Origin of the sequence: Pseudomonas aegrilactucae, assembly GCF_019168305.1 — a bacterium.
GTDB lineage: Bacteria > Pseudomonadota > Gammaproteobacteria > Pseudomonadales > Pseudomonadaceae > Aquipseudomonas > Aquipseudomonas aegrilactucae.
This window is the reverse complement of the sequence record NZ_JAHTBI010000002.1, coordinates 16,716-38,776: the sequence shown is the minus strand read 5'-3', so window position 1 is coordinate 38,776 and position 22,061 is coordinate 16,716. Positions and strand designations below refer to the sequence as shown.

General features: G+C 65.7%; 20 protein-coding genes and 2 pseudogenes. 3 read left to right on the top strand and 19 right to left on the bottom strand.

Annotated features, from left to right (window positions below; translation table 11 throughout):
- Positions 1 to 99: 99 nt before the first annotated feature.
- The 16 genes from KUO17_RS01120 to KUO17_RS01045 form a co-directional block, all read right to left on the bottom strand.
- Positions 100 to 1,668 (bottom strand): aldehyde dehydrogenase (NADP(+)), encoded by a 1,569-nt coding sequence (locus KUO17_RS01120; protein WP_217973214.1) that lies wholly within the window; start codon positions 1,666 to 1,668, stop codon positions 100 to 102.
- Between the two features lie 67 nt (positions 1,669 to 1,735).
- Complete coding sequence (locus KUO17_RS01115; RefSeq protein WP_217973213.1) at positions 1,736 to 2,653, bottom strand: dihydrodipicolinate synthase family protein; 918 nt, start codon at positions 2,651 to 2,653, stop codon at positions 1,736 to 1,738.
- 124 nt (positions 2,654 to 2,777) lie between these two features.
- On the bottom strand, positions 2,778 to 3,806 hold the full coding sequence (locus KUO17_RS01110; RefSeq protein ID WP_217973212.1) for a trans-3-hydroxy-L-proline dehydratase: 1,029 nt from the start codon (positions 3,804 to 3,806) through the stop codon (positions 2,778 to 2,780).
- 90 nt (positions 3,807 to 3,896) lie between these two features.
- A complete protein-coding gene (locus KUO17_RS01105; RefSeq protein WP_217973211.1) occupies positions 3,897 to 4,619 on the bottom strand; it encodes an amino acid ABC transporter ATP-binding protein in 723 nt (240 codons plus the stop codon).
- The gene (locus KUO17_RS01100) at positions 4,612 to 5,262 is read right to left on the bottom strand and encodes an amino acid ABC transporter permease (protein ID WP_217973210.1); all 651 of its coding nucleotides are present in this window, start codon (positions 5,260 to 5,262) and stop codon (positions 4,612 to 4,614) included. The genes KUO17_RS01105 and KUO17_RS01100 overlap by 8 nt, the downstream gene beginning before the upstream one ends.
- A 10-nt stretch (positions 5,263 to 5,272) precedes the next feature.
- Complete coding sequence (locus tag KUO17_RS01095) at positions 5,273 to 5,938, bottom strand: amino acid ABC transporter permease (protein WP_217973209.1); 666 nt, start codon at positions 5,936 to 5,938, stop codon at positions 5,273 to 5,275.
- The gene (gene lhpI / locus KUO17_RS01090) at positions 5,931 to 7,712 is read right to left on the bottom strand and encodes a cis-3-hydroxy-L-proline dehydratase (protein ID WP_217973208.1); all 1,782 of its coding nucleotides are present in this window, start codon (positions 7,710 to 7,712) and stop codon (positions 5,931 to 5,933) included. The genes KUO17_RS01095 and lhpI overlap by 8 nt, the downstream gene beginning before the upstream one ends.
- 10 nt (positions 7,713 to 7,722) lie before the next feature.
- A complete protein-coding gene (locus KUO17_RS01085; RefSeq protein ID WP_217973207.1) occupies positions 7,723 to 8,541 on the bottom strand; it encodes an ABC transporter substrate-binding protein in 819 nt (272 codons plus the stop codon).
- Between the two features lie 247 nt (positions 8,542 to 8,788).
- Positions 8,789 to 9,538, bottom strand: coding sequence for an AraC family transcriptional regulator (locus KUO17_RS01080; RefSeq protein ID WP_217973216.1), 750 nt, complete (start codon positions 9,536 to 9,538; stop codon positions 8,789 to 8,791).
- 74 nt (positions 9,539 to 9,612) lie between these two features.
- The gene (locus tag KUO17_RS01075) at positions 9,613 to 10,869 is read right to left on the bottom strand and encodes an NAD(P)/FAD-dependent oxidoreductase (protein ID WP_217973206.1); all 1,257 of its coding nucleotides are present in this window, start codon (positions 10,867 to 10,869) and stop codon (positions 9,613 to 9,615) included.
- Positions 10,866 to 11,102: a (2Fe-2S)-binding protein gene (locus KUO17_RS01070; protein WP_217973205.1), complete on the bottom strand. Its 237-nt coding sequence runs from the start codon at positions 11,100 to 11,102 to the stop codon at positions 10,866 to 10,868. Before KUO17_RS01070 ends, KUO17_RS01075 begins: the two co-directional genes overlap by 4 nt.
- Positions 11,095 to 12,210 (bottom strand): NAD(P)/FAD-dependent oxidoreductase, encoded by a 1,116-nt coding sequence (locus KUO17_RS01065; protein WP_217973204.1) that lies wholly within the window; start codon positions 12,208 to 12,210, stop codon positions 11,095 to 11,097. Before KUO17_RS01065 ends, KUO17_RS01070 begins: the two co-directional genes overlap by 8 nt.
- Positions 12,207 to 13,139, bottom strand: coding sequence for a 4-hydroxyproline epimerase (locus KUO17_RS01060; RefSeq protein WP_217973203.1), 933 nt, complete (start codon positions 13,137 to 13,139; stop codon positions 12,207 to 12,209). Before KUO17_RS01060 ends, KUO17_RS01065 begins: the two co-directional genes overlap by 4 nt.
- 169 nt (positions 13,140 to 13,308) lie before the next feature.
- Positions 13,309 to 13,992 carry a GntR family transcriptional regulator gene (locus tag KUO17_RS01055; protein WP_217973202.1) on the bottom strand — a complete coding sequence of 228 codons (684 nt, stop codon included), beginning with the start codon at positions 13,990 to 13,992 and terminating at the stop codon, positions 13,309 to 13,311.
- A gap of 45 nt (positions 13,993 to 14,037) precedes the next feature.
- Positions 14,038 to 14,835: a diaminopimelate epimerase gene (gene dapF / locus KUO17_RS01050; RefSeq protein WP_217973201.1), complete on the bottom strand. Its 798-nt coding sequence runs from the start codon at positions 14,833 to 14,835 to the stop codon at positions 14,038 to 14,040.
- 50 nt (positions 14,836 to 14,885) lie between these two features.
- The gene (locus KUO17_RS01045; protein ID WP_217973200.1) at positions 14,886 to 15,812 is read right to left on the bottom strand and encodes a LysR family transcriptional regulator; all 927 of its coding nucleotides are present in this window, start codon (positions 15,810 to 15,812) and stop codon (positions 14,886 to 14,888) included.
- Between the two features lie 111 nt (positions 15,813 to 15,923).
- Here KUO17_RS01045 and KUO17_RS01040 point away from each other — a divergent pair, with 111 nt between their 5' ends.
- The 3 genes and pseudogenes from KUO17_RS01040 (at position 15,924) to KUO17_RS27015 (ending at position 18,588) form a co-directional block, all read left to right on the top strand.
- Complete coding sequence (locus KUO17_RS01040; RefSeq protein WP_217973199.1) at positions 15,924 to 16,811, top strand: SDR family oxidoreductase; 888 nt, start codon at positions 15,924 to 15,926, stop codon at positions 16,809 to 16,811.
- A gap of 82 nt (positions 16,812 to 16,893) precedes the next feature.
- Positions 16,894 to 17,724 (top strand): annotated as a pseudogene (locus KUO17_RS27020) (cache domain-containing protein); the annotation flags it as partial.
- 30 nt (positions 17,725 to 17,754) lie between these two features.
- Entirely contained in the window at positions 17,755 to 18,588 is an 834-nt protein-coding gene (locus KUO17_RS27015; protein ID WP_425274819.1) for a methyl-accepting chemotaxis protein, read from the top strand.
- Between the two features lie 208 nt (positions 18,589 to 18,796).
- Here the strand turns inward: KUO17_RS27015 and KUO17_RS01030 are convergent.
- The 3 genes and pseudogenes from KUO17_RS01030 to KUO17_RS01020 form a co-directional block, all read right to left on the bottom strand.
- Positions 18,797 to 20,078, bottom strand: a pseudogene (locus tag KUO17_RS01030) (OprD family porin).
- A 34-nt stretch (positions 20,079 to 20,112) separates the two neighbouring features.
- Positions 20,113 to 21,249 (bottom strand): ABC transporter substrate-binding protein, encoded by a 1,137-nt coding sequence (locus KUO17_RS01025; RefSeq protein ID WP_217973197.1) that lies wholly within the window; start codon positions 21,247 to 21,249, stop codon positions 20,113 to 20,115.
- 51 nt (positions 21,250 to 21,300) lie between these two features.
- The gene (locus tag KUO17_RS01020; protein ID WP_255263340.1) at positions 21,301 to 22,056 is read right to left on the bottom strand and encodes an ABC transporter ATP-binding protein; all 756 of its coding nucleotides are present in this window, start codon (positions 22,054 to 22,056) and stop codon (positions 21,301 to 21,303) included.
- Positions 22,057 to 22,061: the final 5 nt, after the last annotated feature.

The window sequence follows — 22,061 nt, the reverse complement described above, 5'->3', positions numbered from 1 at the left end:
AGATGTGTTGGCTGGCACCTGTTGGCCCCACCGCAATCTGCGGCGAACCCCCAAGGCTGGCGATGGACTTAAGTGAGATGAAGTAGCGAAGTGCTGCCCTCAGCCCATCACCCCATCAACCAACCGCACAATCCCCAACGGATTCCCTTCCTGCAACGCCGCCGGCAACAACTCATCCGGGCAGTTCTGGTAACACACCGGCCGCAGGAAACGATCGATCGCCAAACTCCCCACCGACGTGCCGCGTGCATCGGACGTTGCCGGATACGGCCCGCCATGCACCATCGCATCGCACACCTCCACCCCGGTCGGGTAACCATTGAACAGCACCCGGCCAACTTTCTGCTCCAGCAGCGGCAATACCTGCGCATACCGCGCCAGGTCCTCGGCCTGGGCAATCAACGTGGCCGTCAACTGCCCATGCAGACCCTGCAGCGCACGCTGCAACTGGGCCTCATCCGCCACCTCGATCAGCACCGTGGCCGGGCCGAATACCTCTTCCTGCAACAACGGATCACCCGTCAGCAACAGGCTTGCATCCGCCCTGAACAACTGCGGTTGCGCCTGATTGCCCTGCTGCTCACGCCCGGCCAGATGCGTGACGCCGGCATGCTCGTGCAGCGCCTGCACGCCCTGGGCATAGCTGCGCAAGGTGCCGGCATTGAGCATGGTCTGCGCCGGTTGCTCGCCCAGCACGGCAGCCAGGCGCTCGGCAAAGGCATCCAGCGCCGGCGAGCGAATGCCGATCACCAGCCCAGGGTTGGTGCAGAACTGCCCGCAGCCCATCACCACCGAGGCCGCCAACTCGGTGGCAATGCTCTCACCGCGTGCCTGCAGGGCAGCAGGCAGCACCAGCACCGGGTTGATGCTGCTCATCTCGGCGAACACCGGGATCGGTTGCGGGCGCGCAGCCGCCATGTCGCACAGCGCCCGGCCACCCTTGAGCGAACCGGTGAAACCAACCGCCTGGATCGCCGGGTGCTTGACCAGCGCCTCGCCCACGCCGGCACCATAGATCATGTTGAACACGCCCTTGGGCATGCCGGTCTGCTCGGCCGCACGGATGATTGCATCGGCCACCCGCTCGGCCGTGGCCATATGACCACTGTGGGCCTTGAACACCACCGGGCAACCGGCTGCCAGCGCCGCCGCGGTGTCGCCACCGGCGGTGGAGAACGCCAGCGGGAAGTTGCTGGCGCCAAACACCGCCACCGGCCCTACGCCGATACGGTACTGGCGCAGGTCCACCCGCGGCATCGGCTGGCGGTCGGGCAAGGCATGGTCGATGCGCGCGCCATAGAAATCACCGCGCCGCAGCACCTGGGCAAACAGCCGCATCTGCCCGCTGGTGCGCCCGCGCTCGCCCTTGATGCGGGCGGTGGGCAATGCCGTTTCGCGGGTCACCAGGCTGACGAAGTCGTCATCCAGCGCATCCAGCCGGGCGGCAATCGCCTCCAGGAACTCGGCGCGTCGCTCGGCCGGCAGGTTGCGAAACTCAGGGTAGGCCGCCGCCGCAGCGAGTGCCGCTGCATCCACTTCCTCGGCAGTGGCCTGGGTAAAGGTGAACGGCAAGGCTTCACCGCTGCTGGCGTCATGGCTGTGCAGGGTGATGCTGCCGGCGGCGCTGCGCGCACCGCCGATGTAGTTGTGGCCGATGATCTCGGTCATGCAGTGCTCCTGTTGGAAAAGGCTGGGCTCAGGCCTGCGCCCCGGCGGGGGCCGGCCCGGCACTTGCTCAGAGGCCGACGTCAGGCAGTTCGGGACGGTTGGCCAGGGCCTTGGCCATGATCTGCTCGACGAACTCGCGGTCGTCTTTTGGCAGCGCCAGGCGCGGTGGGCGGGTTAGCGCACTGCCGCGACCGGCGATGGCTTCGCACAGCTTGATGCATTGCACCAGGTCAGCACGCGCATCCAGGTGCAGGATCGGCATCAGCCACTCGTAGATCGGCATGGCTTCGGCAAAGCGGCCCGCCTTGGCCAGGCGGAAGATGGTCTCGCCCTCTTTCGGGAACACGTTGGACATGCCCGACACCCAGCCCTCGGCGCCCACCGCGATACTCTCGAGCACCACGTCGTCAAGGCCGGCGAACAGCACGAAGCGGTCGCCCACTTCGTTGCGCACGTCGATGAAGCGGCGGGTGTCACCCGAGGAGTCCTTGAAGCACACCACGTTGTCGCAGTCGGCCAGGGAAATCAGGATGTCCGGGGTCACGTCGTTCTTGTAGATCGGCGGGTTGTTGTAGACCATCAGCGGCACGTCGGCGTGCTTGGCCACGTAGCGGTAGTGCTCGGCGGTTTCGAACGGCTTGGAGCCGTACACCAGTGCCGGCATCAGCATCACGCCATCCACCCCTACCTTGCGCACTGCGTTGGCCACCTTGGCCGCCTGCACGCTGGTGAACTCGGCCACGCCGCAGATCACCGGCACACGACCACGCGAGGCGTCCACCGCCACTTCGGTCACGGCAATCTTTTCTTCAGCGGTCAGCGAGGTGTTCTCGCCCACCGAACCACACACCACCAGGCCTGAGACACCGTCGCGGATCACATTGGAAATCACCTCGTGGGTCTTTTCCAGGTTGATGGAGAAGTCGTCGTTGAATTGGGTGGTGACCGCTGGGAACACGCCACTCCAGTTGATGCGCTTGCTCATTGGTTGTCTCCGGTGGTTGTAAGTATTTCGTATACGATATTTTAAGTGTGTGAATCGAGCCAGTACTTTCTCGGGGTATTTCCCGGCTTTTTTGCTTAGTGGTGCTGAATCAGAGGGTTAGCGATCACGCGCCAGGCCAGGTGTCCGATAGGCGGTAGCCTTGCGGCCACGGGTCGGCCGGGTCGAGAAGCAACTGGTGGGTACCGGTGATCCACGCACGGCCCGAAATGCACGGGTAGATGGCCGCGCGGCCGGCCACTTCGGTGAGCGAATCGATACGGCAATGGAACTCGGAACCGAGGATCGAGCGCCCCACAAAGCGCTCGCCCACCTGCATCAGGCCCTTGGCGTGCAGCACTGCCATGCGTGCCGAACAGCCGGTGCCGGTGGGGGAGCGGTCGATCTTGCCGGGTTGGATAACCACGGCATTGGCGCCTGTGGCGACACCGTTTTCTTTCACGATGGGCGCGGCGATCTGGCAGAAGGAGATATGCGACCAGTCGGGGTTGAGCGGGTGCACGAAGCCCAGTTGTTCATTGGCGGCGCGGGTGATCTTGAGGCCCACCTCGACCAGCGCTGCCGCTTCGTCGGGGCGGATGGCAAAGCCCAGGCGATGTGCGTCGGCGATCACGAAGCTGTCGCCGCCGTAGGCGGTATCGACCTGCAGCGAGCCCAGGCCCTCGACCTCGATCCAGGCGTCCAGGCGGTCGGCGAAGGAGGGCACGTTCTTCACCTCCACGCGCTGCACCTTGCCGTCGCGACACTCGGCCACGGCTTCGATCAGGCCGCCGGGGGCTTCGAGCACCAGGCGGGTCTGCGGTTCGGTCATGGGCAGGATGCCGCTGTCGAGCAGCACGGTGGCCACGCACAACGAGTTGGAGCCGGACATCGGCGGGGTGTCGGCGGGCTCCATGATGATCCAGCCCATCTGCGCCAGCGGGTTTTTCGGTGGCACCAGCAGGTTGACGTGGCGGAACACGCCGCCGCGGGGTTCGTTGAGCACGAAGTTGCGCAGGGTGTCGTCCTGGGCGATCCAGCGCGACTGTTCCCACAGCGTGTCGCCGGGGGGCGGCGCGACGCCGCCGACGATCACATCGCCGACCTCGCCTTCGGCGTGGCAGCTGACTACATGAATCACCTTGGATGAACGCATTGCTTCGCTCCTGATCTTTGGTGCTGCCTTCGCTGGCAAGCCAGCTCCCACACCCTGTGGGAGCTGGCTTGCCAGCGAAGGGGCCCTTGGTTACTTCACCGACTTGAGAAACGCCGCCGTCTCCGGCTGCATCGGATTGCCGATCACCTGGTCGGGCGAGCCGATCTCATGCACCAACCCATTGCGGAAAAACGCCACGCGGTCCGACACATCCCGCGCAAAGCGGATCTCGTGGGTCACCAGCACCATGGTCATGCCGTCTTCAGCCAGCATGCGCATGGTGTCCAGCACCTCGCCTACCAGCTGCGGGTCGAGCGCCGAAGTCGCTTCGTCGAACAGCATGTAGTCCGGCGACATCGCCAGCGCCCGGGCAATCGCCATGCGCTGCTGCTGCCCACCCGAAAGCTTGCCGGGGAAGGTCTTGAACTTGTCGCCCAAGCCCACGTGGGTCAGTTGCTGGATCGCCAGCGCCTCGGCTTGCTCCTTGCTCTTGCCCAGTACCTTGCGCGGCGCCAGCATCACGTTCTCCAGCACGGTCAGGTGCGGGAAGGCATTCCACTGCTGGAACACGATGCCGATCTTCTGGCGCAGGCGGTTGAGGTCGGTGGCCTTGTCGTGCACCTCGATGCCGTCCACGCGAATGCTGCCTTTCTGGATCGGCTCCAGGCCGTTGATGCACATCAGCAGGGTCGACTTGCCCGAGCCCGAACCGCCGATGATCGACACCACCTCGCCCTTGTTCACGGTCAGGCTCACGCCCTTGACCACTTCCAGGTCGCCGAAGGATTTGTGTACGTTGTCGATCTCAATCATTTTCTTGCCACCTTCTTTCCAGTCGGGCGCCCAGGCGAGCGACCACCAGGCTCATGACGTAGTAAATGAGGCCCGCGATGCACAGCACCAGCAGGGGTTCCTGAATACGCGTGACGATGGTTTGCGAGGCGCGCAGCAATTCCACGATGCCGATCCACATCACCAGGGCGGTGTCTTTCATCACGCTCAGCACCAGGTTCAGCCAGCCGGGGAAGGCCACCCGCGAGGCCATCGGCAGCACGATCCAGCGCAGGTCCTGCAGGTAGCTCAGGCCCAGCGAGCGGCTGGCCCGGCGCACACTGGGCGGCACCGCCAGCACGCCGCTGCGCACGATCTCGGTGAAGTACGCCGCGGCGTACACCCCCAGCACGATGCAGCCCACGCTGAAGGCGCTGATGTTCAGGCCCACGATGCTCTTGAACGAGTTGAACAGCACGAACTGGATCAGCAGCGGCACGCTGCGAAACACGTCCAGTACCCACGCCAGCGGCAGGCTGGCGCGCGGCATCAGGGCGCGCAGCAGGCCGAACAGCAACCCGGCCAGCGAGCCCAGGATGATCGCCCAGAAGGTCAGTTGCAGGGTGACCCAGGCCCCGTCGAGCAGGAACAGCATGTCGTTCCAGGTAAAGCTTGTAGCAAACATGGTCAGCTCCTCAGTAACGGAACAGCCGCCAGGCCATCAGCCGGGCCACCGCGACGATCAGCTTGGCGATCAGGTAATACAGCACCGCTGCCAGGGCGAAGTATTCGAAGGTGCGGAAGGTCTTGACGTTGTAGTCCTGGGTCACGCCGGTGAGGTCGTTGTTGAGCCCCACGATCACCCCCAGCGAGGTCATCAGCACCGCCCACACCATCTGGTTGCTCAAGGGGTAGAACACGATGCGCAGCAGCTGCGGCACGATGATCATGCGGTAGGCCTGGAACGCACTCATGCCCAGCGAACGCGCCGCGCGCATCTGCGTGGAAGGCACGGCCTTGAGCCCGCCGCGAAAGTTCTCCGCAAGGTAGCCTGCGTTGTTGAAGGTGATGCCCGCCAGCAGTGCGAACCAGGAGCTTACGTGCAGCCCCAGCGACCCCAGGCCGAAGTACAGGATGTAGATCTGGAACAGCGACGGCGTGTTGCGCGCGATCGACACCCAGGCATTGCCGATGCCGCGCAACACCGGTTGCTGCGCTTCGCGCATCACCGTCAGCGCCAGGGCGATCAACACGCCGAAGATCATCGACAGCGCGGCGGTCTCGAAGGTGACCCAGGCACCGGCCAGCATGTCGGGCAGGGCGCGCAGGGCCGCGCGCCATTGGAAGGTGTAGTCAAACATGCGCGGGGCTCTCCAGTGGGGCGGCAGGTTGCAGCCAGGCCGGCAGTTGGCCGCTGGCCACACCGGTGCAGGCCGCCTCGACGCAGGCGCCGAGGCTGGCGAAATGCACCGGCCGGCCGGCCAGCCCGGGGGCGTAATGGGCGTATTTGCCCGAGTTGGTCATCAGCGTGCGGGCGCCCGGCGGGATCACCGGTTCACCCAGCATGCACCAGCAGGTATCGGTCACCAGCACCGCGCCGAAGGCGTCGATCGGTGCCAGGTAACCGGCTGTGCGCGCCTGCTCAAGCACGGCACGGCCACAGGTGATCACCAGGCTCGTCGCCGGGTGGCGTGTGCGCCCCTGGCACAGCTGGGCCAGGTGGGCGAACTCGCTCAGCGAGAAGTGCGGGTTGCCCAGCGACACCAGGTCCACCTGCGGCTCGCGGGCGCTGTTGAGCTCGTGCCAACTGACCAGCAGGTCGGCCAGGCTGATCGAGCGCACCGGCAGTACCTCGCCGGCCTCGATCACCGCGGCCGGGTCCAGCGCCTCGGGTGTGACGCCGGCAATATGGAACAGCGGCGCCGCCGACGTGGTGGCGAACGCGGCGCCGAAGGCCTTGAGGTCGTCCAGGCTCGGCTTGAAGCGTTCCAGGCCCCTCACCAGCGGGATCTGGCTGCCGACCAGGGCACCGATGTGATAACCCAGCAAGGGGTAGAAGGCATCGTCCAGCTGTTCGAGTGCCGGCAGTTCGATCTGCACGCGCGCCTTGCGTTGCGCGTCCAGGTGGCAACCGATCAGCGGTGCGCGCCCGGTCAGGGCGATGCAGATGTCCAGGTAGTCGGGGTACTTGAGGGTGCGCGCGCCGAGCACGCTGTTGGCGTAGACCACCGCGTTGGACTCGGCCCACACGATCTGTTCGCCGGCCTTGGGTGCGCTGTCGAGCAGGTAGGGCGCGCAGGTGTAGCTGAGCTGCGCGCCCATGGCCATGTAGGCATCGCCCAGGGCGCTGGCCGGTTCACCCAGCGCGGCGTCGATACCCAGTTCACGCCAGCGCCGCTGGTCCACGGAAATCGAATTGAGGGTGGTGGGTACGCGTACCTTCGCGCCCCACTGCACCAGTTGTTCGGCAAAGCGCAGGCTCGCCGGGCCGGTATAGATGCAGCCGTCGATATGCGCCTGGGTCACGTCCACCAACTGCTCGGCACCTTGCAGCTCGGCCATGCGCAGCACGATCTGCATGGCTACCTGCGCGGCCTTGCCGTACTGGCCGTCGAGCAGTGCCTGGTCGAGAGCAGTGAGGGTGAGTGTGGTAACGGCTTGGGCGGTGGCCAGGCTGGTCTGTTCAACCTGGCCGGCGTCGGCCGGTGGCTGGTCGAACAGGGCCAGGCGTTCACCCTGCACCTGCGCGAAGGCCTTGCCGCGCAGGGCGGCAAACGCCTGCTGGCCGATGCACAGCACCGGCAGCGAGCGTTGAAACAGCAACTGCGCCACCAGCACGCCCAGCGTCAGGATTTCATCGGGTTCGGCCAGCACCAGTGCCGCCGGTGCGTGTCCGTTGCTGATCAGTTCCATCATCACACTGCTGCCGGTGCACGAGCCGCGGCCACTGGGAATGGCCAGTACACGGCCGGCCAGGTGCTGGCCGCTCAAGGGGTGGTGACGGTCGATGACTTCGCCGGTGAACGCGTCCACGCCACCCCAGAAACTCAAGCCCACCTCGGCGAACAGCAGTTCGCCGCAGGCGGTGCCGTCGACCAGGCTACGCCCGTTCAGGGCAGTGCAAGGGCTGGGCATGCCGGCCACCTCAGTAGTAGACGTGAGGGACGGTGAGATCGGTGGGTGGGATCTCGGTGCCGACCCATTTGACGAACAGTTCCTTGTAGCGGCCGCTGCGCACCTGCTGGTTGACGAACAGGTTGAGGTAGTTGATCAGGCCGTACTCGTTGCGCTTGGCGCCCAGCGACACGTAGTCGATCACGTACGGTGCGTTGCCGGCGATCTTCAGGTTCTTGTACTTGCCCGACTTGAGGGTAGCGGCGGCGACGGTGTTGGTGACCACGGTGGCGTCGATATGGCCCTGGGCAACGGCCAGGATGGTGTCGTTCTGTGACTGATAGGCGCGGAAGCTGCCGCTGCCCCATTGCTTGACGTCCTTCTCCAGGGCGATGGCCTCATAGGTGCCGCTGGTGTTGCCCAGCGCCTTGCCCTTGATGTCGTCGAAGCTGTTGATACCGGTGTTGTCGCGGGTCAGCACGACCATCTGGAAGGCAAAGTACGGCACGGTAAGGCCGACCGTCTTGGCGCGCTCCAGGGTGTCGGAGGTGGAGGCGACGATCACGTCGGCGCGCCCCGAGATCAGCGCGGGGATACGGTCGGGGAAGGGCGTCTCGACCACTTCTGCATCGACCCCCAGCACTTTCGCCAGGTCGTTGCAGTAGTCCACGTCGAAGCCGGCCGGCTTGTTGGCTTCGTCACGAAAACCCATGGGCGGGAAGTCCAGGGTCACGGCGCAGCGCAGCTTGCCGGAACCGATGATGTCATCGAGCTTGTCGGCCTGGGCGGTGGCCACCAAAGAGGTACTGAGCACAGCGCTGAGGGCTACAACAAAAGCGGGGTTTTTCATGGAAGCCTCGTTTGTCGGAAAGTGCTGATAGCAAGCGTATCGTGAATTTCGTATACGATATTTTTATAGCAATGCCCGTGCCTGTTTCGGGCCAGCATCCGTAATTGGCTGTCGGCCCTTGAAGCAGACCGCTTGCGCTGCGTCATCCGGGGTTGGCGTACGGTGGGGCGTGAGGTGAGCGTCTGGTGGTGGTGTTACATATGGGAGCAATACGCGAGCGAACGCCCCTTTAAGGAACACTCGCCGCTTAACGGCGCAGGTCGCGGTACTGGGTGGGGGACAAGCGGGTGAGGGCACGGAACTGGCGGCTGAATGCGCTGTGGTCGGTGTAGCCGCAGTGCAGGGCGATCTCGGTGATGGGCAGTTCAGTGTGCTGCAGCAGACGCGAGGCCTCTTCGAGGCGCACCTTGTGGATCATCTGGCGCGGGGTGAGCTGGAACACCCGCTTGCAGTTGCGCTCCAGCTGCGCCGTCGACAGGCCGGCAATGGCCGTGAGCTCGGCCAGCGTGATGGGCCGTGCAAAGTGCTGGCGGATATGCGCGTCCACCGCCGCCAGGCGGTCGAAACCCGGGTGGCTGGCCTGGGGCGCCTGCAGGTCGCGGGAGATGCCGGCCAGGCCGACGATGCTGCCCTGGGCATCGAACAGCGCCAGCTTGTGGGTCAGGCACCACACCGGCTGGTTGCCGTAGTACAGGTGCAGTTCGAGCTGGTCGCTCAGTTCGCGCCCGCTGGCCAGCACACGCCGGTCCTGCTCGGTGTAGAGCGGGCCGAAGCGCGCAGGGAACACGTGCTCGGCGGTCAGCCCGAGCAGGTCGCTGCGGTGCTTGAAGCCGCAGCGCCGCGCCAGGGTCTGGTTGACGAAGGCGTAGCGGGCCTGGGTGTCCTTGATGAAGAACACCACGTCGGTCAGCGTGTCGAGCAGCGGGGCGATCGGCTGCAGGCTGCTGAGCAGGCTGGGCAGGTCGCAGGGGGTGAGGCTGTTGAGCGAAACGTACATGGCGCCGGCGGTCTGGTGAGCACCTTCGGGATCATAGAGATCCGACGCCGCTGCCGAAACCCCCGGCGGCCGATTCATGCCGACGGGGTGTCGTCCAGGCACATCAGGGTCTGGATGCGCGCCGGGCTGAACGGTGGGCGTGGCGCCGACGGCTGCCAGCCGAACAGGTGCTGCGCGGCGGCGCCGCATACACGGCCCTGGCAGGCGCCCATGCCGCAACGGGTGGCCAGTTTGGCCTCGCGCCAGTCGCGCTGGCCCTCAAGGGCGCTGTAGGGTACGTCTTCGCAGCGGCACACCAGGGTCTCGGGCTGGGCCAGGGTCTTGAGCTGTGGGTCGAGTGCGAAGGCCTGGTTCAGGGCCTTGGCGAAGCCTTGCCAGCGTGCGCGTTGCGGGAAGTGGCGGGAGGCGGCCTGGCGTTCGTCCACGGCCGCAAGGCCGGCGATGGTGCCCTCCACCAGCGCCAGCTCGCTGCCGCCGAAACCGGTGCATTCACCTGCCGCGAACAGGCCGGCCTGGCTCGTGGACTGCCAGGCATCCACCGCCAGTGCCTGGCCTTGCAGTGCGCAGCCCAGCGCCTGGCCGAGCTGGCTGTTGGGGATCAGGCCGAAGCCGCAGGCCAGGCGCTCGCAGGCGATCTCTATCACCTGGCCCTGCTGTTGCAGGCGCACGCCTTCAAGGCGATCGGTGCCCAGCGCCTGCAGTACATGGGTACCTGTGCGGTACTGGCGGTCGAAGAGGCTGAACGACTGCAGCCACTTGTGTGGCCAGCGCGGCAATTGCAGGGCAAAGCCTGCCACGGCTGTGCGTGAGGCTTGCTCGGCGATCCGTACCACCTGCGCGCCGTTGTGCTTGGCCGTGGCCGCGCTGGCCAGCAGCAACGGGCCACTGCCGGCCACCACCACGCGCTGCTCGCGCACCGGCAGGCCGCCCTTGATCAGCGCCTGCAGGCCGCCGGCGCCAGTGACACCGGGCAAGGTCCAGCCGGGGAAGGGCAACAGCAGTTCGCGCGCACCGGTGCACAGGATCAGGCGGTCGTAGTCGATTACCCAGCCGTGCTCGGTGTCTTCCACCAGCAACTGGCGTGGGCCGGTGCTGGCGATCACGCGGGTGTGTGGGTGGTGCTGCACGTTGCTGCACGCGGCCAGTTGCTCGCGCAGGCGCCGCGCCTGCTCCGGCACGCCGGCCTGGGGCCCGTCGCGCCAGATCTGCCCGCCGGGCCAGGGGTTGTCGTCGAGTATCACGATGCGCGCCGCGCTGGGCGCAGCGGCCAGCGCGGCACTGATGCCGGCCGGGCCGGCCCCGATGATCAGCACGTCGGCGTGTGGGTTCATGCGCGGGTCTCCACCTGCATGCCGTCGCGGCACAGGGTCTGGCAGGCCAGGCGGCGTCGGCCGTCGATGGTCACCCGGCATTCCTGGCAGATGCCCATGCCGCACAGGGGGGCACGGCGCTGGCCACTGACCGAGGTGCGCGTGCAACCATCGCCGCCCAGGGCAAGTGCGGCGGCTACGCTGGTGCCGTCGGCCACGCGCAGGGCGCGACCGTCCAGGGTCAGTTCAGGCATGCGTCGGTGCTCCAGGGAATCGTTGCGGCAGGTAGGCCTGTGCGGCCAGGGGCGGGGTTTCGTTGAACAGCTGGGCCACCAGCAGGTCGGCGGTGGCCGGGGCCGTGGTCACGCCCAGGCCTTCGTGCCCCACCGCCAGCCACAGGCCAGGGCGTTGCGGATGCTGGCCCACCAGCGGCAGGCCGTCCGGGCTGGCGGCGCGAAAGCCGGTCCAGGCGCGGATTGCATTCAGCTCGGCCAGTGCTGGCACGTACTCGGCGGCGCGCTTGAGCATCTTTGCCAGCATCCAGCCTTCGACCTGCGGGTCGGTGGTGCCGAATTGGCGCGAGGCGCCGATGAACAGTTGCCCGGTGGGCCGTGGCTGGATGTTGCACGCGGTCGATGGTCCGCTGGCGTTGTGCGCGCTGGTCACATAGCCCAGTTCCACCAGGGTGTGGGTGACCTTGCCGGGGTAGCGGTCGGTGATCAGCAGGTGGCCCTTCTTGGGTTCGATCGGCAGTTCCGGGCACAGCTCGGTGGCCTGGATGCCGTTGGCCAGTACCACTGCAGATGCGCCGAGCCACTGGCCGTCGTCCAGGCGTACGCGCTGGCCATCGACTTCGCTGACCCTGGCCTGGCGCTGGCGAATGCTCGGGTTGTCGAGCATCCAGCGGGCGGTGGCCGGGGCATACAGGATGCCGTCGCCCTCGATCAGCAGGCCGCCTTCCAGGCCCTCGCGCAGCAGCGGTTCGCGTTCGCGCAACTGGCGGGCGCCGATCAGTTGGCAGGCTTCGCCATGGGCGCGCAGGTTGGCGTGCTTGTGTTCGGCCACGGCCATTTCCTCGGCGTTGGCCGCCAGCCACAGGGTGCCGTTGCTGCGGTAGGCGCAGCCTTCGGGCAGCGCCGGGGCCATTTCACGCCAGCGCTGCAGTGAGTATTGGCTCAGGGCCAGTTCCGCCGGGTTGTCGTCGAGCACCAGCAGGTGGCCCATGCCGGCGGCGGTGGCGCCGGGCAGCCCGGCGTCCAGCACCAGCACGTCGAGACCGCGCAGGGCCAGGGCCCGGGCGCAGGCGGCGCCGATGATGCCGGCGCCGACCACGATCACATCGGCGGCCTGGCCGCTGTTCACAGGCGGATGCCCCAGGCGAACGGGTCGTCCTGCTCGATGATCAGCGTGGCTTCGGCGCTGATATGGGCGCGCCCGCGGATGGTCGGCACGATACGCTCGCCGACGGTTTCGTAGGTGCCTTCGAACTGGCTGCCGATCACGCTGGCCTGGCGCCAGATCTGTCCGGGTTGCAGCTTGCCGTCGGCGGCCAGGCACGCCAGCTTGGCGCTGGTGCCGGTGCCGCAGGGCGAGCGGTCATAGGCTTTGCCGGGGCACAGCACGAAGTTGCGGCTGTCGGCGTGCGGGTCGTCGGCAAACAGCTCTATGTGATCGATCAGGCCGCCGTCCTCGCCGCGCAGGCCCTGGTCTTCGAGGGCTTGTTGCACGGCCACGGTGTAGGCGGTGAGGGCGTCGAGGTTGTCGCCGCCGATGTGCAGGCCGTGGTTGGCGACCAGGAAGAACCAGTTGCCGCCCCAGGCGATATCGCCGGTCACCTCACCCACGCCTGGCACTTGCACGGTGACGGCAGGGCGATAGCGGTAGGCGGGTACATTGCGCACGCTGACCGAGCGGTCTTCGTGCAGGGTGGCTTGTACCGTGCCGACAGGGGTTTCGATGGTGTGGGTGCCGGGGCCGATCTTGCCCAGGTGAGCGAGGGACGCTACCAGGCCGATAGTGCCGTGGCCGCACATGCCCAGGTAGCCGGTGTTGTTGAAGAAGATCACCCCGGCGCAGGCGCTCGGGTCGACCGGTTCGCACAGCAGGGCGCCGACCAGCACATCGTTGCCGCGGGGTTCGAGCATGCAGGCGGCGCGCCATTGATCGTGCTGTTCGGCCAGGCGCTGACGGCGTTCGGCCATGCTGCCGGTGCCCAGGTCAGGGAAACCGGCCGTCACCAGGCGTGTGGGTTCGCCGCCGGTGTGGGAATCGATCACGGTGATGCGTTTCATGGGTCACGTCCGTAAAGGGGGAGTGACCGCTAGGGTGGGGTGTGGCGGGGTGGGGCGTCTTGATGGAATTGCGCGGGGTGGATGACGAAATTGGCATAGTGGGTGGTTGATGCCCGATCTTGCGAGCGCCATAAATGCACTTCTGGCACCCTTGAGATCAAGCCCTCCACTACTTCGCTGTCGGCAAGTGCTCCAGCAACGTCTTGCACACCCCGGCAATGTGCTCATCCAGCAAACCCACCGCCCGCTCCACATCCTTGGCCCGGCACGCCTCGAGAATCTCGCGGTGCTCATGGTCGGCCCGTTCCTTGCCCGCCGACAGGCTCATCTGCATGCGCAGATACCGCTCCAGCTTGTCATTCACCGAACGGATCAGGCTCACCAGAAACGGCCGCTGTGCCGGCTCGTACAAGCAGGCGTGCAGCTCCCAGTTCAACTGCGCCCAACGCCCCACGTCGTTCTCGCCAATGAACTCCTGACAGATACGCTCAGCCTGGGCAAACGTAGCCTCGGTCATGTTCGGAATGGCCAGGCGCAACACCTTGTCCTCCAGCAACATGCGCACCTCGAACATCTGCGCCAGCTCGAAGTCCGACATCCGCGTGACCATCGCCCCGCGGTTGCGCTGGAACATCACCAACCCTTCTGCCTCCAGGCGCTTGAGTGCCTCGCGCACAGGGATCTTGCTCACATTGAACTGACGCGCAATGTCGTCCTGGCGAATCGGCTCGTCTTCATCGAAATGCCCAGCCACGATGGCATCACGCAAGTGCCGGGTGATGATCTCCGACGTGGAAGGCGTGTTGCCCAGGTCCGGCGCGTTGAGTTTGGGTAGGTTCACGGTGGCGTTCATTCGTGGGGATTTGAGGATATGGTATACGAATTATCCTCACCTGTTTTACGCAACGTCCTCCAGGCACTCCGGGTCCAGTGCAAAGCTGCCGATCCGGCACACGGGGCCCTGCATCTTCACATTGAAGGTCGCGTCGAGTTCGATGCAGATCGTGCCGCCGGGCATGTACACCGCTACGTTGGCATCGACCAGCCCCAGCCGGTGCGCAACGGCTGCGGCCGCGCAACTGCTGGTGCCCGACGACAGCGTGTAGCCCACGCCGCGTTCCCAGATGCGTACGTCCAGGTGGGTGCGGTCCCTGGCCTTGACCAGTTGCACATTGGTGCGCTCGGGGAACAGCGCGTGGCATTCGAGCCGCGGGCCCAGGCGCCGCGCCAGCGCCTCGTCGGGCTGATCGACGAATACCACGCAATGCGGGTTGCCCATCGACACACGGTGCACCTGCAACTGCTCGCCATCGATGAGCACGTTGGCGGGCTCGTCGAAGCGTGCCTGGCCCATCTGGATCGACACCTGCGCGCCGTCATCGAGCACCTGGCTGATCACCACGCCGCCGGCAGTGTGCACCTGGAACGGCTCGCTCCCGACATGGCCCTGGTCCCACAGGTGACGCGACAGGATGCGCAGGCCATTGCCGCTTTTCTGTGCCTGCGAACCGTCAGTGTTGTAGATCGTCACACCCAGCGGATCGCCACTGAAATGCGGCACCAGGATGCCGTCCGCGCCCAACCCGCGGTGGCGGTCGCAAATGCGGGTGATCTGCGCGGCCGGCAATTCGAACGGCTGGTGTCCGGCATACACCAGGTAGTCGTTGCCCGCGGCGTGGTACTTGATGAAGTGCATGGAGGTCTCCGGGGTCGGTGCGGTTGCTACAACAATAGCCTGCCAGCGCCTCAGGCGGGGTCGAAACCGTCGCCTGACAGGCACCGGGTCAGGTGCGCCAGCAGGGTGCTGACCCTGGGCTGCGCCTCACGGTTCTTCAACCAGGCCAGGTGGATCGGCAAACCCAGGGTCGCCAACTGCGGCAGCACTTCGACCAGGCTGCCGTCCGCCAGCTGGCGCTTGATCAGCCAGGTGGGCAGTTGGGCAATACCGTGCCCGGCCAGCACCGCACTCACCTGGCCTTCGGCATCGCCCACCGCCATGCGCGCCGGCATGATGCGGCGCTCGGTGTGGCCGGGCTGGGCGGCGGGGAAATGCCAGGGGCCGACCAGGCCGTCGTTCAGGCCATAGACGATGCACTGGTGGTGCGCCAGGTCGCGTTCCTGCAACGGCGCCCCGTGCTGCTCGAGGTAGGCCGGGGCTGCGCACAGCACCACCCGCTGCGAGCCCAGGTAGCGGTGTGCAACGCCGGTGGGCCATGCCCCCGGCCCGCCGATGCGCACGAACAGGTCGATGGCTGATTCGACCGGGTCGACAAAACGGTCCGAGAAGGTGATGTGCGGCATCAGCAGCGCATGGGTCTGTACACACGCCAGGATCGCCGGCAGGGCATGCAGGCGGCCGAACGCGGCCGGCAGGTCGATGCGCACGCGGCCACGCGGCTCGCTGCCTTGCGCATTCAACGCCAGTTCCGCTTCTTCCAGCTCCGCCAGCACCCCGGTGCAGGTGCGGTAGAACGCGGTGCCGGCGTCGGTCAGCGCGACCCGCCGGGTGGTGCGCTCGAACAATCGGGCCTGCAATCGGGCCTCAAGGCGCGCCACGCTTTTGCTGACGGCAGAGCCGGTCAGGTTCAGGCGCTCGGCTGCCGCCTTGAAACTGCCCAGATCGGCCACGCAGACAAACACGTCGATGCCCTTGAGGCGTTCGGAGGAAAACATGGCGCACATCCATTGATGAATTGGGTTCACTTTACTTGGTAATATTTGTCGTCAATACGACAAATAGTACCGAGTAAGCTGGGGCATCTCTTTTTACGACAGGTTTCCAGCATGCACGACAGCAAACCCACAGTCCTGATCACCGGTGCCACGGGGCAGATTGGCGGTGACACCCTGCGCTTTCTGCAGGACGACGACAGCATCACGCTCGTGGCCGCGGTGCGCTCGGCGGCCAAGGCGCAGCCGTTCGAGGCCCGCGGCATTCGCACGGTGATCATGGACTTCGACCTGGAGCACACCCTGGCACCGGCGTTGCAAGGCATCGACCGAGTTCTGCTGGTGACCGGCTACACCGTGGACATGCTGCGCCAAAGCAAGGCGTTTCTCGACAGTGCCAAGCGCGCCGGCGTACAGCATGTGGTGCATCTGGGCGCGTGCGGGGACGACGAGGCCACCATCGGGCATTGGGCCTGGCACCAGTTCGTCGAGCGCTACATCGAGTGGCGTGGTTTTTCCTTCACCCACCTGCGCCCGGAGTGCTTCATGCAGAACCTGCTCAGCTACGACGGCACCCAGGCGGTGCGCAATGGCGTGATCGAGCAGTACACCGGCGACACCCCGTTCAGTTGGGTGGACGGCGAAGACGTGGCGCGGGTGGCGGCGCAGGCCCTGCTGCACCCGCAGCGTCACGCCGGGCAGACCTATCGTCTGGGTTACGACGTCAAATCGTATGGCGAGGTGGCGCAGGTGATGAGCGAGGTACTCGGCCAGCCGTTCCGCTATGACGCACAGTCGCCCGATGTGTTCCTGCAGAACATGCGCGCCGCCGGGGCGCAGATGGCCTACATGAACTGCGTGCACGACAACTTCACGCGCATGGCCGCCGGGGCGATCCCCGGGGTGGATCAGGTGTTCGACAACTTCCAGGCCATCACGGGGCGTGAGCCGGTGCGCTGGGTCGATTTCGTACGCAAGCACCGGAGCGCATTCGCGTACTGACAAGATGCAGATGTGACTTCTTTTTGAGCGCTTTAATGTCTATGAAACATTGGAAAATACTCATTTGAAAATACAATAGTGTATGTTTGCTTTCGGCGCGATCAGCGCGGCCATACACAACAAAAATGAGGCGTTTTCTATGTTCGGGTTGAGGCATTTGCGGATCAGCACCCGCATTACTGTTCTGGTGGTCGGCATTACCCTGTTTGTCGTCGTGCTCAGTGGCTGGCTGGGGTTGACGCTGCACCGTGCGTTGCTGCAGGAGAAGATGGCCGGGGTCGGTACGGCGCTGGATACTGCGTCCAACCTGCTGGCGCACTATGAGCGGCAGGCGCGCGAGGGGCACCTGAGCACCGAGCAGGCGCAGCGCCAGGCCGCGCAGGTGGTCAGTACCCTGCGCTACCTGGACGACAACTACCTGTTGATCCTCGACCTTGAGCACCGCATGGTCATGCACCCGACCACGCCGGCCCTGGTCGGCAAGCCGCTGGCGGATTTCAAGGACGTCAACGGCAAATTGTTCGCCCGTGAGATGGTGGCCTCGGCCAGTGAGCGCGGCCGGGCTACCGTCGAATACTGGTTCCCGCGGGCAGGTTCGCAGCAGCCCGAGTACAAGGTTTCAGAGGTTGCGTTGTTCAAGCCCTGGGGCTGGGTGCTGGCCAGCGGCATCCACCCGCAGGATGTGCGCAGTGCGGTGAATGCGGTGCTGTTGACACCCGCAGTGCTGGTGCTGGCGGTGTTGTCGCTGATGGCGTTGTGCGCGGTTTTTCTGATACGCAGCATCACCCGGCCGTTGAATGACACGGTGCGTGCGCTGGCGCGCGCGACCCATGGGCAGACTGACCTCACGTTGCGTTTGCCCACTGAGGGCAATGACGAACTGACCCAGGTGGCGCACAGCTTCAACCGCCTGGTCGAGGCTGCGCACCGGGTGACCCGCAGCATGGCCCAGGCCAGCCAGCGCATCTCCAGCACCAGCAGCAGCCTGGGGCAGGTCACCGAGGCGGCGCAGCGCAGCATGCAGGCGCAGCAGCAGGAAACCGACAGCGTGGTCGCGGCCATGAGCCAGATGGTCAGTACGGTGCAGGCGGTGGCGCATAACGCCAGTGTGGCGGCGACCTCGACCCAGGATGCCGAACGTCAGGCGGGTGCGGGTGGTGCCACGGTGCGCGAGGCGGTGCAGGCGATCAGTGCCTTGGCCGAGGCCTTGGGCCAGAGTCGCAGCATTGTGGATCAACTGGCTGTTGACTCGGGGCATGTGGGGCGGGTGCTGGATGTGATTACCGCCATTGCCGAGCAGACCAACTTGCTGGCGCTCAATGCGGCCATCGAGGCGGCGCGGGCGGGTGAGCATGGGCGTGGTTTTGCGGTGGTGGCGGATGAGGTGCGCACCTTGGCGATGCGTACGCAGCAGTCGACGCTGGAAATCCAGCAGATCATCACGCGGGTGCAGGCGGGTGCGCGCCAGGCGGCGGCGCAGATCGGTGCCAATGTGGAGGCGGCGCAGCAGCCGGTTGCTGCGTCTGTGCGGGCGGGAGAGGTATTGGGATTGATTACGGCGTCGGCGTCGACGGTCAGCCAGATGACGTTTCAGATTGCCAGTGCGGCGGAGCAGCAGGCGGCCACGGCGGATGAGATCAACCGCAGTGTCACGCGGATTCACGAGGCCTCGTCGGTCAGTGCGCGAACGATCGATCAGACGCGGCAATCGTGTAATGAGTTGCGTGAGTTGGCGCAGCAACTGGAGTTCCAGGTGGGGCAGGTAGTGACGGAGTAGGTTGGGTAGGCATACGGCGCCATAGAGATCCGAGGTTGTGCAAACCAGGCTGGCCACGCCGATCCTGCTGGCCATGACGCGTTGTCAGCCTTGTCGGTCCGGCCGAAGATCGCGGTGGGGCCTTCAGGTGATAGTCGACGGTCTCAAGATCGAGCCCCCCTCAACGCAAACGCCCCGGCAAGCCGGGGCGTGGTCCAGCAGCCTCCCTCTACCAGAGCGCCAAGGTGTAATCCACGTTCACCCGCAACTCGTTGTCATCGCGAAACGAGGCGCTGGGCGCAAAATCATTGCGGTACCAGGCATGGCGCAACCGAAAGGCAACGTTCTTGAAGGTGCCACTCTGCACCACGTACGACAGCTCGATGTCCTTCTCGCTTTCGCTGAGCCCACTGCCGCCCAGCGCTGTCGGCAGCTCGATGCGGCTACCGTCCAGGTAGCGCAGCATGCCCTTGAGCCCCGGCAGCGCCATGGCCGCAAAGTCATAGTCATAACGCACCTGCCAGGTACGCTCCCGAGGGTTGAGGAACTCACTGCTCAACGCCCCTTCGCTGACCACCATCGGCTCGGAACCGGCAATGTAGGGCATGGCCGTCTCACCACTCAACTGCATGTAGCCCAGCCCAAGGCTGTGCGCCCCCAGGCTGTAGGTGCTCATCACGCCAAAGGTGCGGTTGTCGACCTTGCCGGCCTTGGCCGGCCCGTCCTCGCCACTGGCGTGGTAGCGCACATCGGTCTTCAAGCGCCCGCTGCCCAGCGGGCGGTTGTCGATGAAACCGACGAAGTCCTGGCGGTAAATGTCCTCGAGCTGCGCATGGTAGTACTTGAGCGTGAGCGCATCCGACCATCTGTAGTCACCCCCGGCGAAATTGAAGGCGTCCGACTCGGCCGCCCCATTGAACCGCCGGTTGGGCGAGGCCAGGGTGATCTTCTGGTAGTCGGTGGAGTCGCGCTGGTTCATGCGGTCGAGCCGGCCACCCACCAGGGTCAGGTCGTCGATGTCCTGGGTCTTGAGCTGTGCACCGCGAAACGTCTGCGGCAACAGGCGGGTAGGGCTGGCGAACAGGATCGGCAGGATCGGCGCAAGCGTGCCCCCCCTGCAGTTCGGTCTTGGAGACCTTGACCTTGGCGGTCAGCCCAAGCTCCGAGTAGTTGTCGCGCGGGTCGCGATCGGCCGGGTCGAACGGCAGCAGGCCAGTACCGGTGCGCCCGGCACTGGAGTCCAGCTTGAGCCCGAGCATGCCCTGGGCATCCAGGCCAAAGCCCACGGTGCCCGGGGTGTAGCCGGAGGTGAAACGCAAGATGAAGCCCTGTGCCCATTCACGCGTGGCCGATTGCGCCGAGGTGCCCTTGTAGTCCCGGTCGAAGTAATAGTTGCGTGCCGTGAGGCTGGCTTTGCTGTCTTCGATAAAACCCTGGGCAAGCAGCGCAGGGCTGATGCTGCACAAGGTGCCGAGGGCCAGGGTGGTGTGAACCCGCTTCAGAGTGCTCATGGAGATTGCCTTGTTGTTATTGTTGTTGTGAAGGTTATTCAGGGGCATGCAGCAGTACCCATTGCTGGTCCTGCACCGTGACCAGCGCACGGGCGCGCTGGTCGTGGCCGAAGTGGTCGGTGGCGCTCAGGTTGTATACGCCATGGGTGCCGACCACATCGCGGGTCTGCTCGAGCTGGTCGCGCAGTTGCTGGCGAAACGCCGGGGTACCAGGCGTTGCACCTTTCAGGGCGGCGGGCACTGCTGCCTCCACCAGGCGCATGGCGTCGTACAGGTAGGCGCCGAATGGCGACAGGCTGTTGGCCCCGTACTGCGCCTGGTAGTCCTGTGCGTATTGGCTGGCGATGGCCTTGGAAGGGTGGCTGGCCGGCAGCTTGTCCCACACCACCACAGGCCCGACCGGCAGGATCGCACCGTTCAGCGCCTTGTCGCCGATGCGCAGGAACGCGCTGTTGGCGGCCCCGTGGGTGTGGTAGATCGTGCCCTTGTAACCCAGGCGACGCAGCTCGGTGTGGGGCAGGGCCGCCGGGGTGCCGGTGGCGCCGATCAGCACGGCGTCAGGCTTTTTGCCCATGACCTTCAAGGCCTGGCCACTGACCGATGAATCGGTGCGGTTGAAGCGCTCGTCGCGCACCAGCGTGATACCCGCCGCCGGCGCCATCTCGCTCAGGACCTTGTACCAGTCCTCGCCCCACACATCGTTGTAGCCGATGTAGGCCAGCGTCTTGACCCCGTTCTGCTGCATGTGCTCGATCAGTGCCTGGGCCATCAGGGTGTTGGTCTGGGCGATGGTAAAGATCCAGGCCTGCTCGCCGTCGGCCGGGGCAAACGGGGCCAGGGCGATCTGCGCGGTGTTGCTCTCCTTGGCAATCTGCGCGACCGCCGCCGAGGTCGGCACGGTGGTCGAGCCGATCAGCAGGTCGACACGGTTTTCGCTGACCAGCTTGCGCGCGTTCTTGGCGGCGGCAGTGCTGTCGCTGCCGTCGTCCAGTACCACGTATTTCACCGCCTGGCCGGCGATTTCCTTGGGCAGCAAGGCCACGGTATTGCGTTCGGGAATGCCCAGCGAGGCGCCGGGGCCGGTGGTCGACAGAATCACGCCAACGGTCATGTCGGCCTGTGCGGCGGCCGACAGCGAGGCAAGCAACAGCAAGGGAAGAAGAGGTTTCATGCAAGCTCCTTAATATTGTTTTTATGGTGTGGCAAACGCGGCAAGGTGGCGCTACGTACCGGTAGCGCGGGTGGCCTGCGGGTGGGCGCGGGCGGGTGTGCGGCCCAGGTAGCTTTCGACCACCCGGGGGTTGTCGGCGAGCGCGGCGGCGCTGCCTTCAAGCACGATTTCTCCGATTTCCAGCACATAGCCGTAGTCGGAAATCTTCAATGCGGCGCGTGCGTTCTGCTCCACCAGCAGGATCGACACACCGCTCTGACGCAGTTGCTCGAAAATCGTGAAGATCTCGCCGATCACCCGCGGCGCCAGGCCCAGGCTCGGCTCATCGAGCATCAGCAGGCGCGGCTTGGCCATCAGTGCCCGGCCGATGGCGAGCATCTGGCGTTCGCCGCCCGACAAGGTGCATGCCGCCTGTTCGCGTCGTTCGTACATGCGCGGGAACAGGCCGAAGACCTCGTCCAGGGTCTTGGCGTGATCGCGAAAGCCGCGTCGGTGGCGGCTGAAGGCACCCAGGCGCAAGTTGTCCTCGACGCTCATCAGGCCGAACAGCTCACGGCTTTCCGGCACCAGCGCCATGCCCTTGTCGATGCGTTGGGCCACGTCGTGGTGGGCCCATAGCGGCTGACCCGCGTACGTCACCTGGCCCTGTGAGGGCAGCAGGCCGATCAAGGCCGCCATCAGGGTGGTCTTGCCGGCGCCGTTGGGGCCGATCAGGCTGACGATCTGGCCTTCTTCCAGGCACAGGTCCAGGTTGCGTACCGCCTCGACCTTGCCGTGGCTGATCGACAGGTTGCGCACATCCAGCAGGCGAC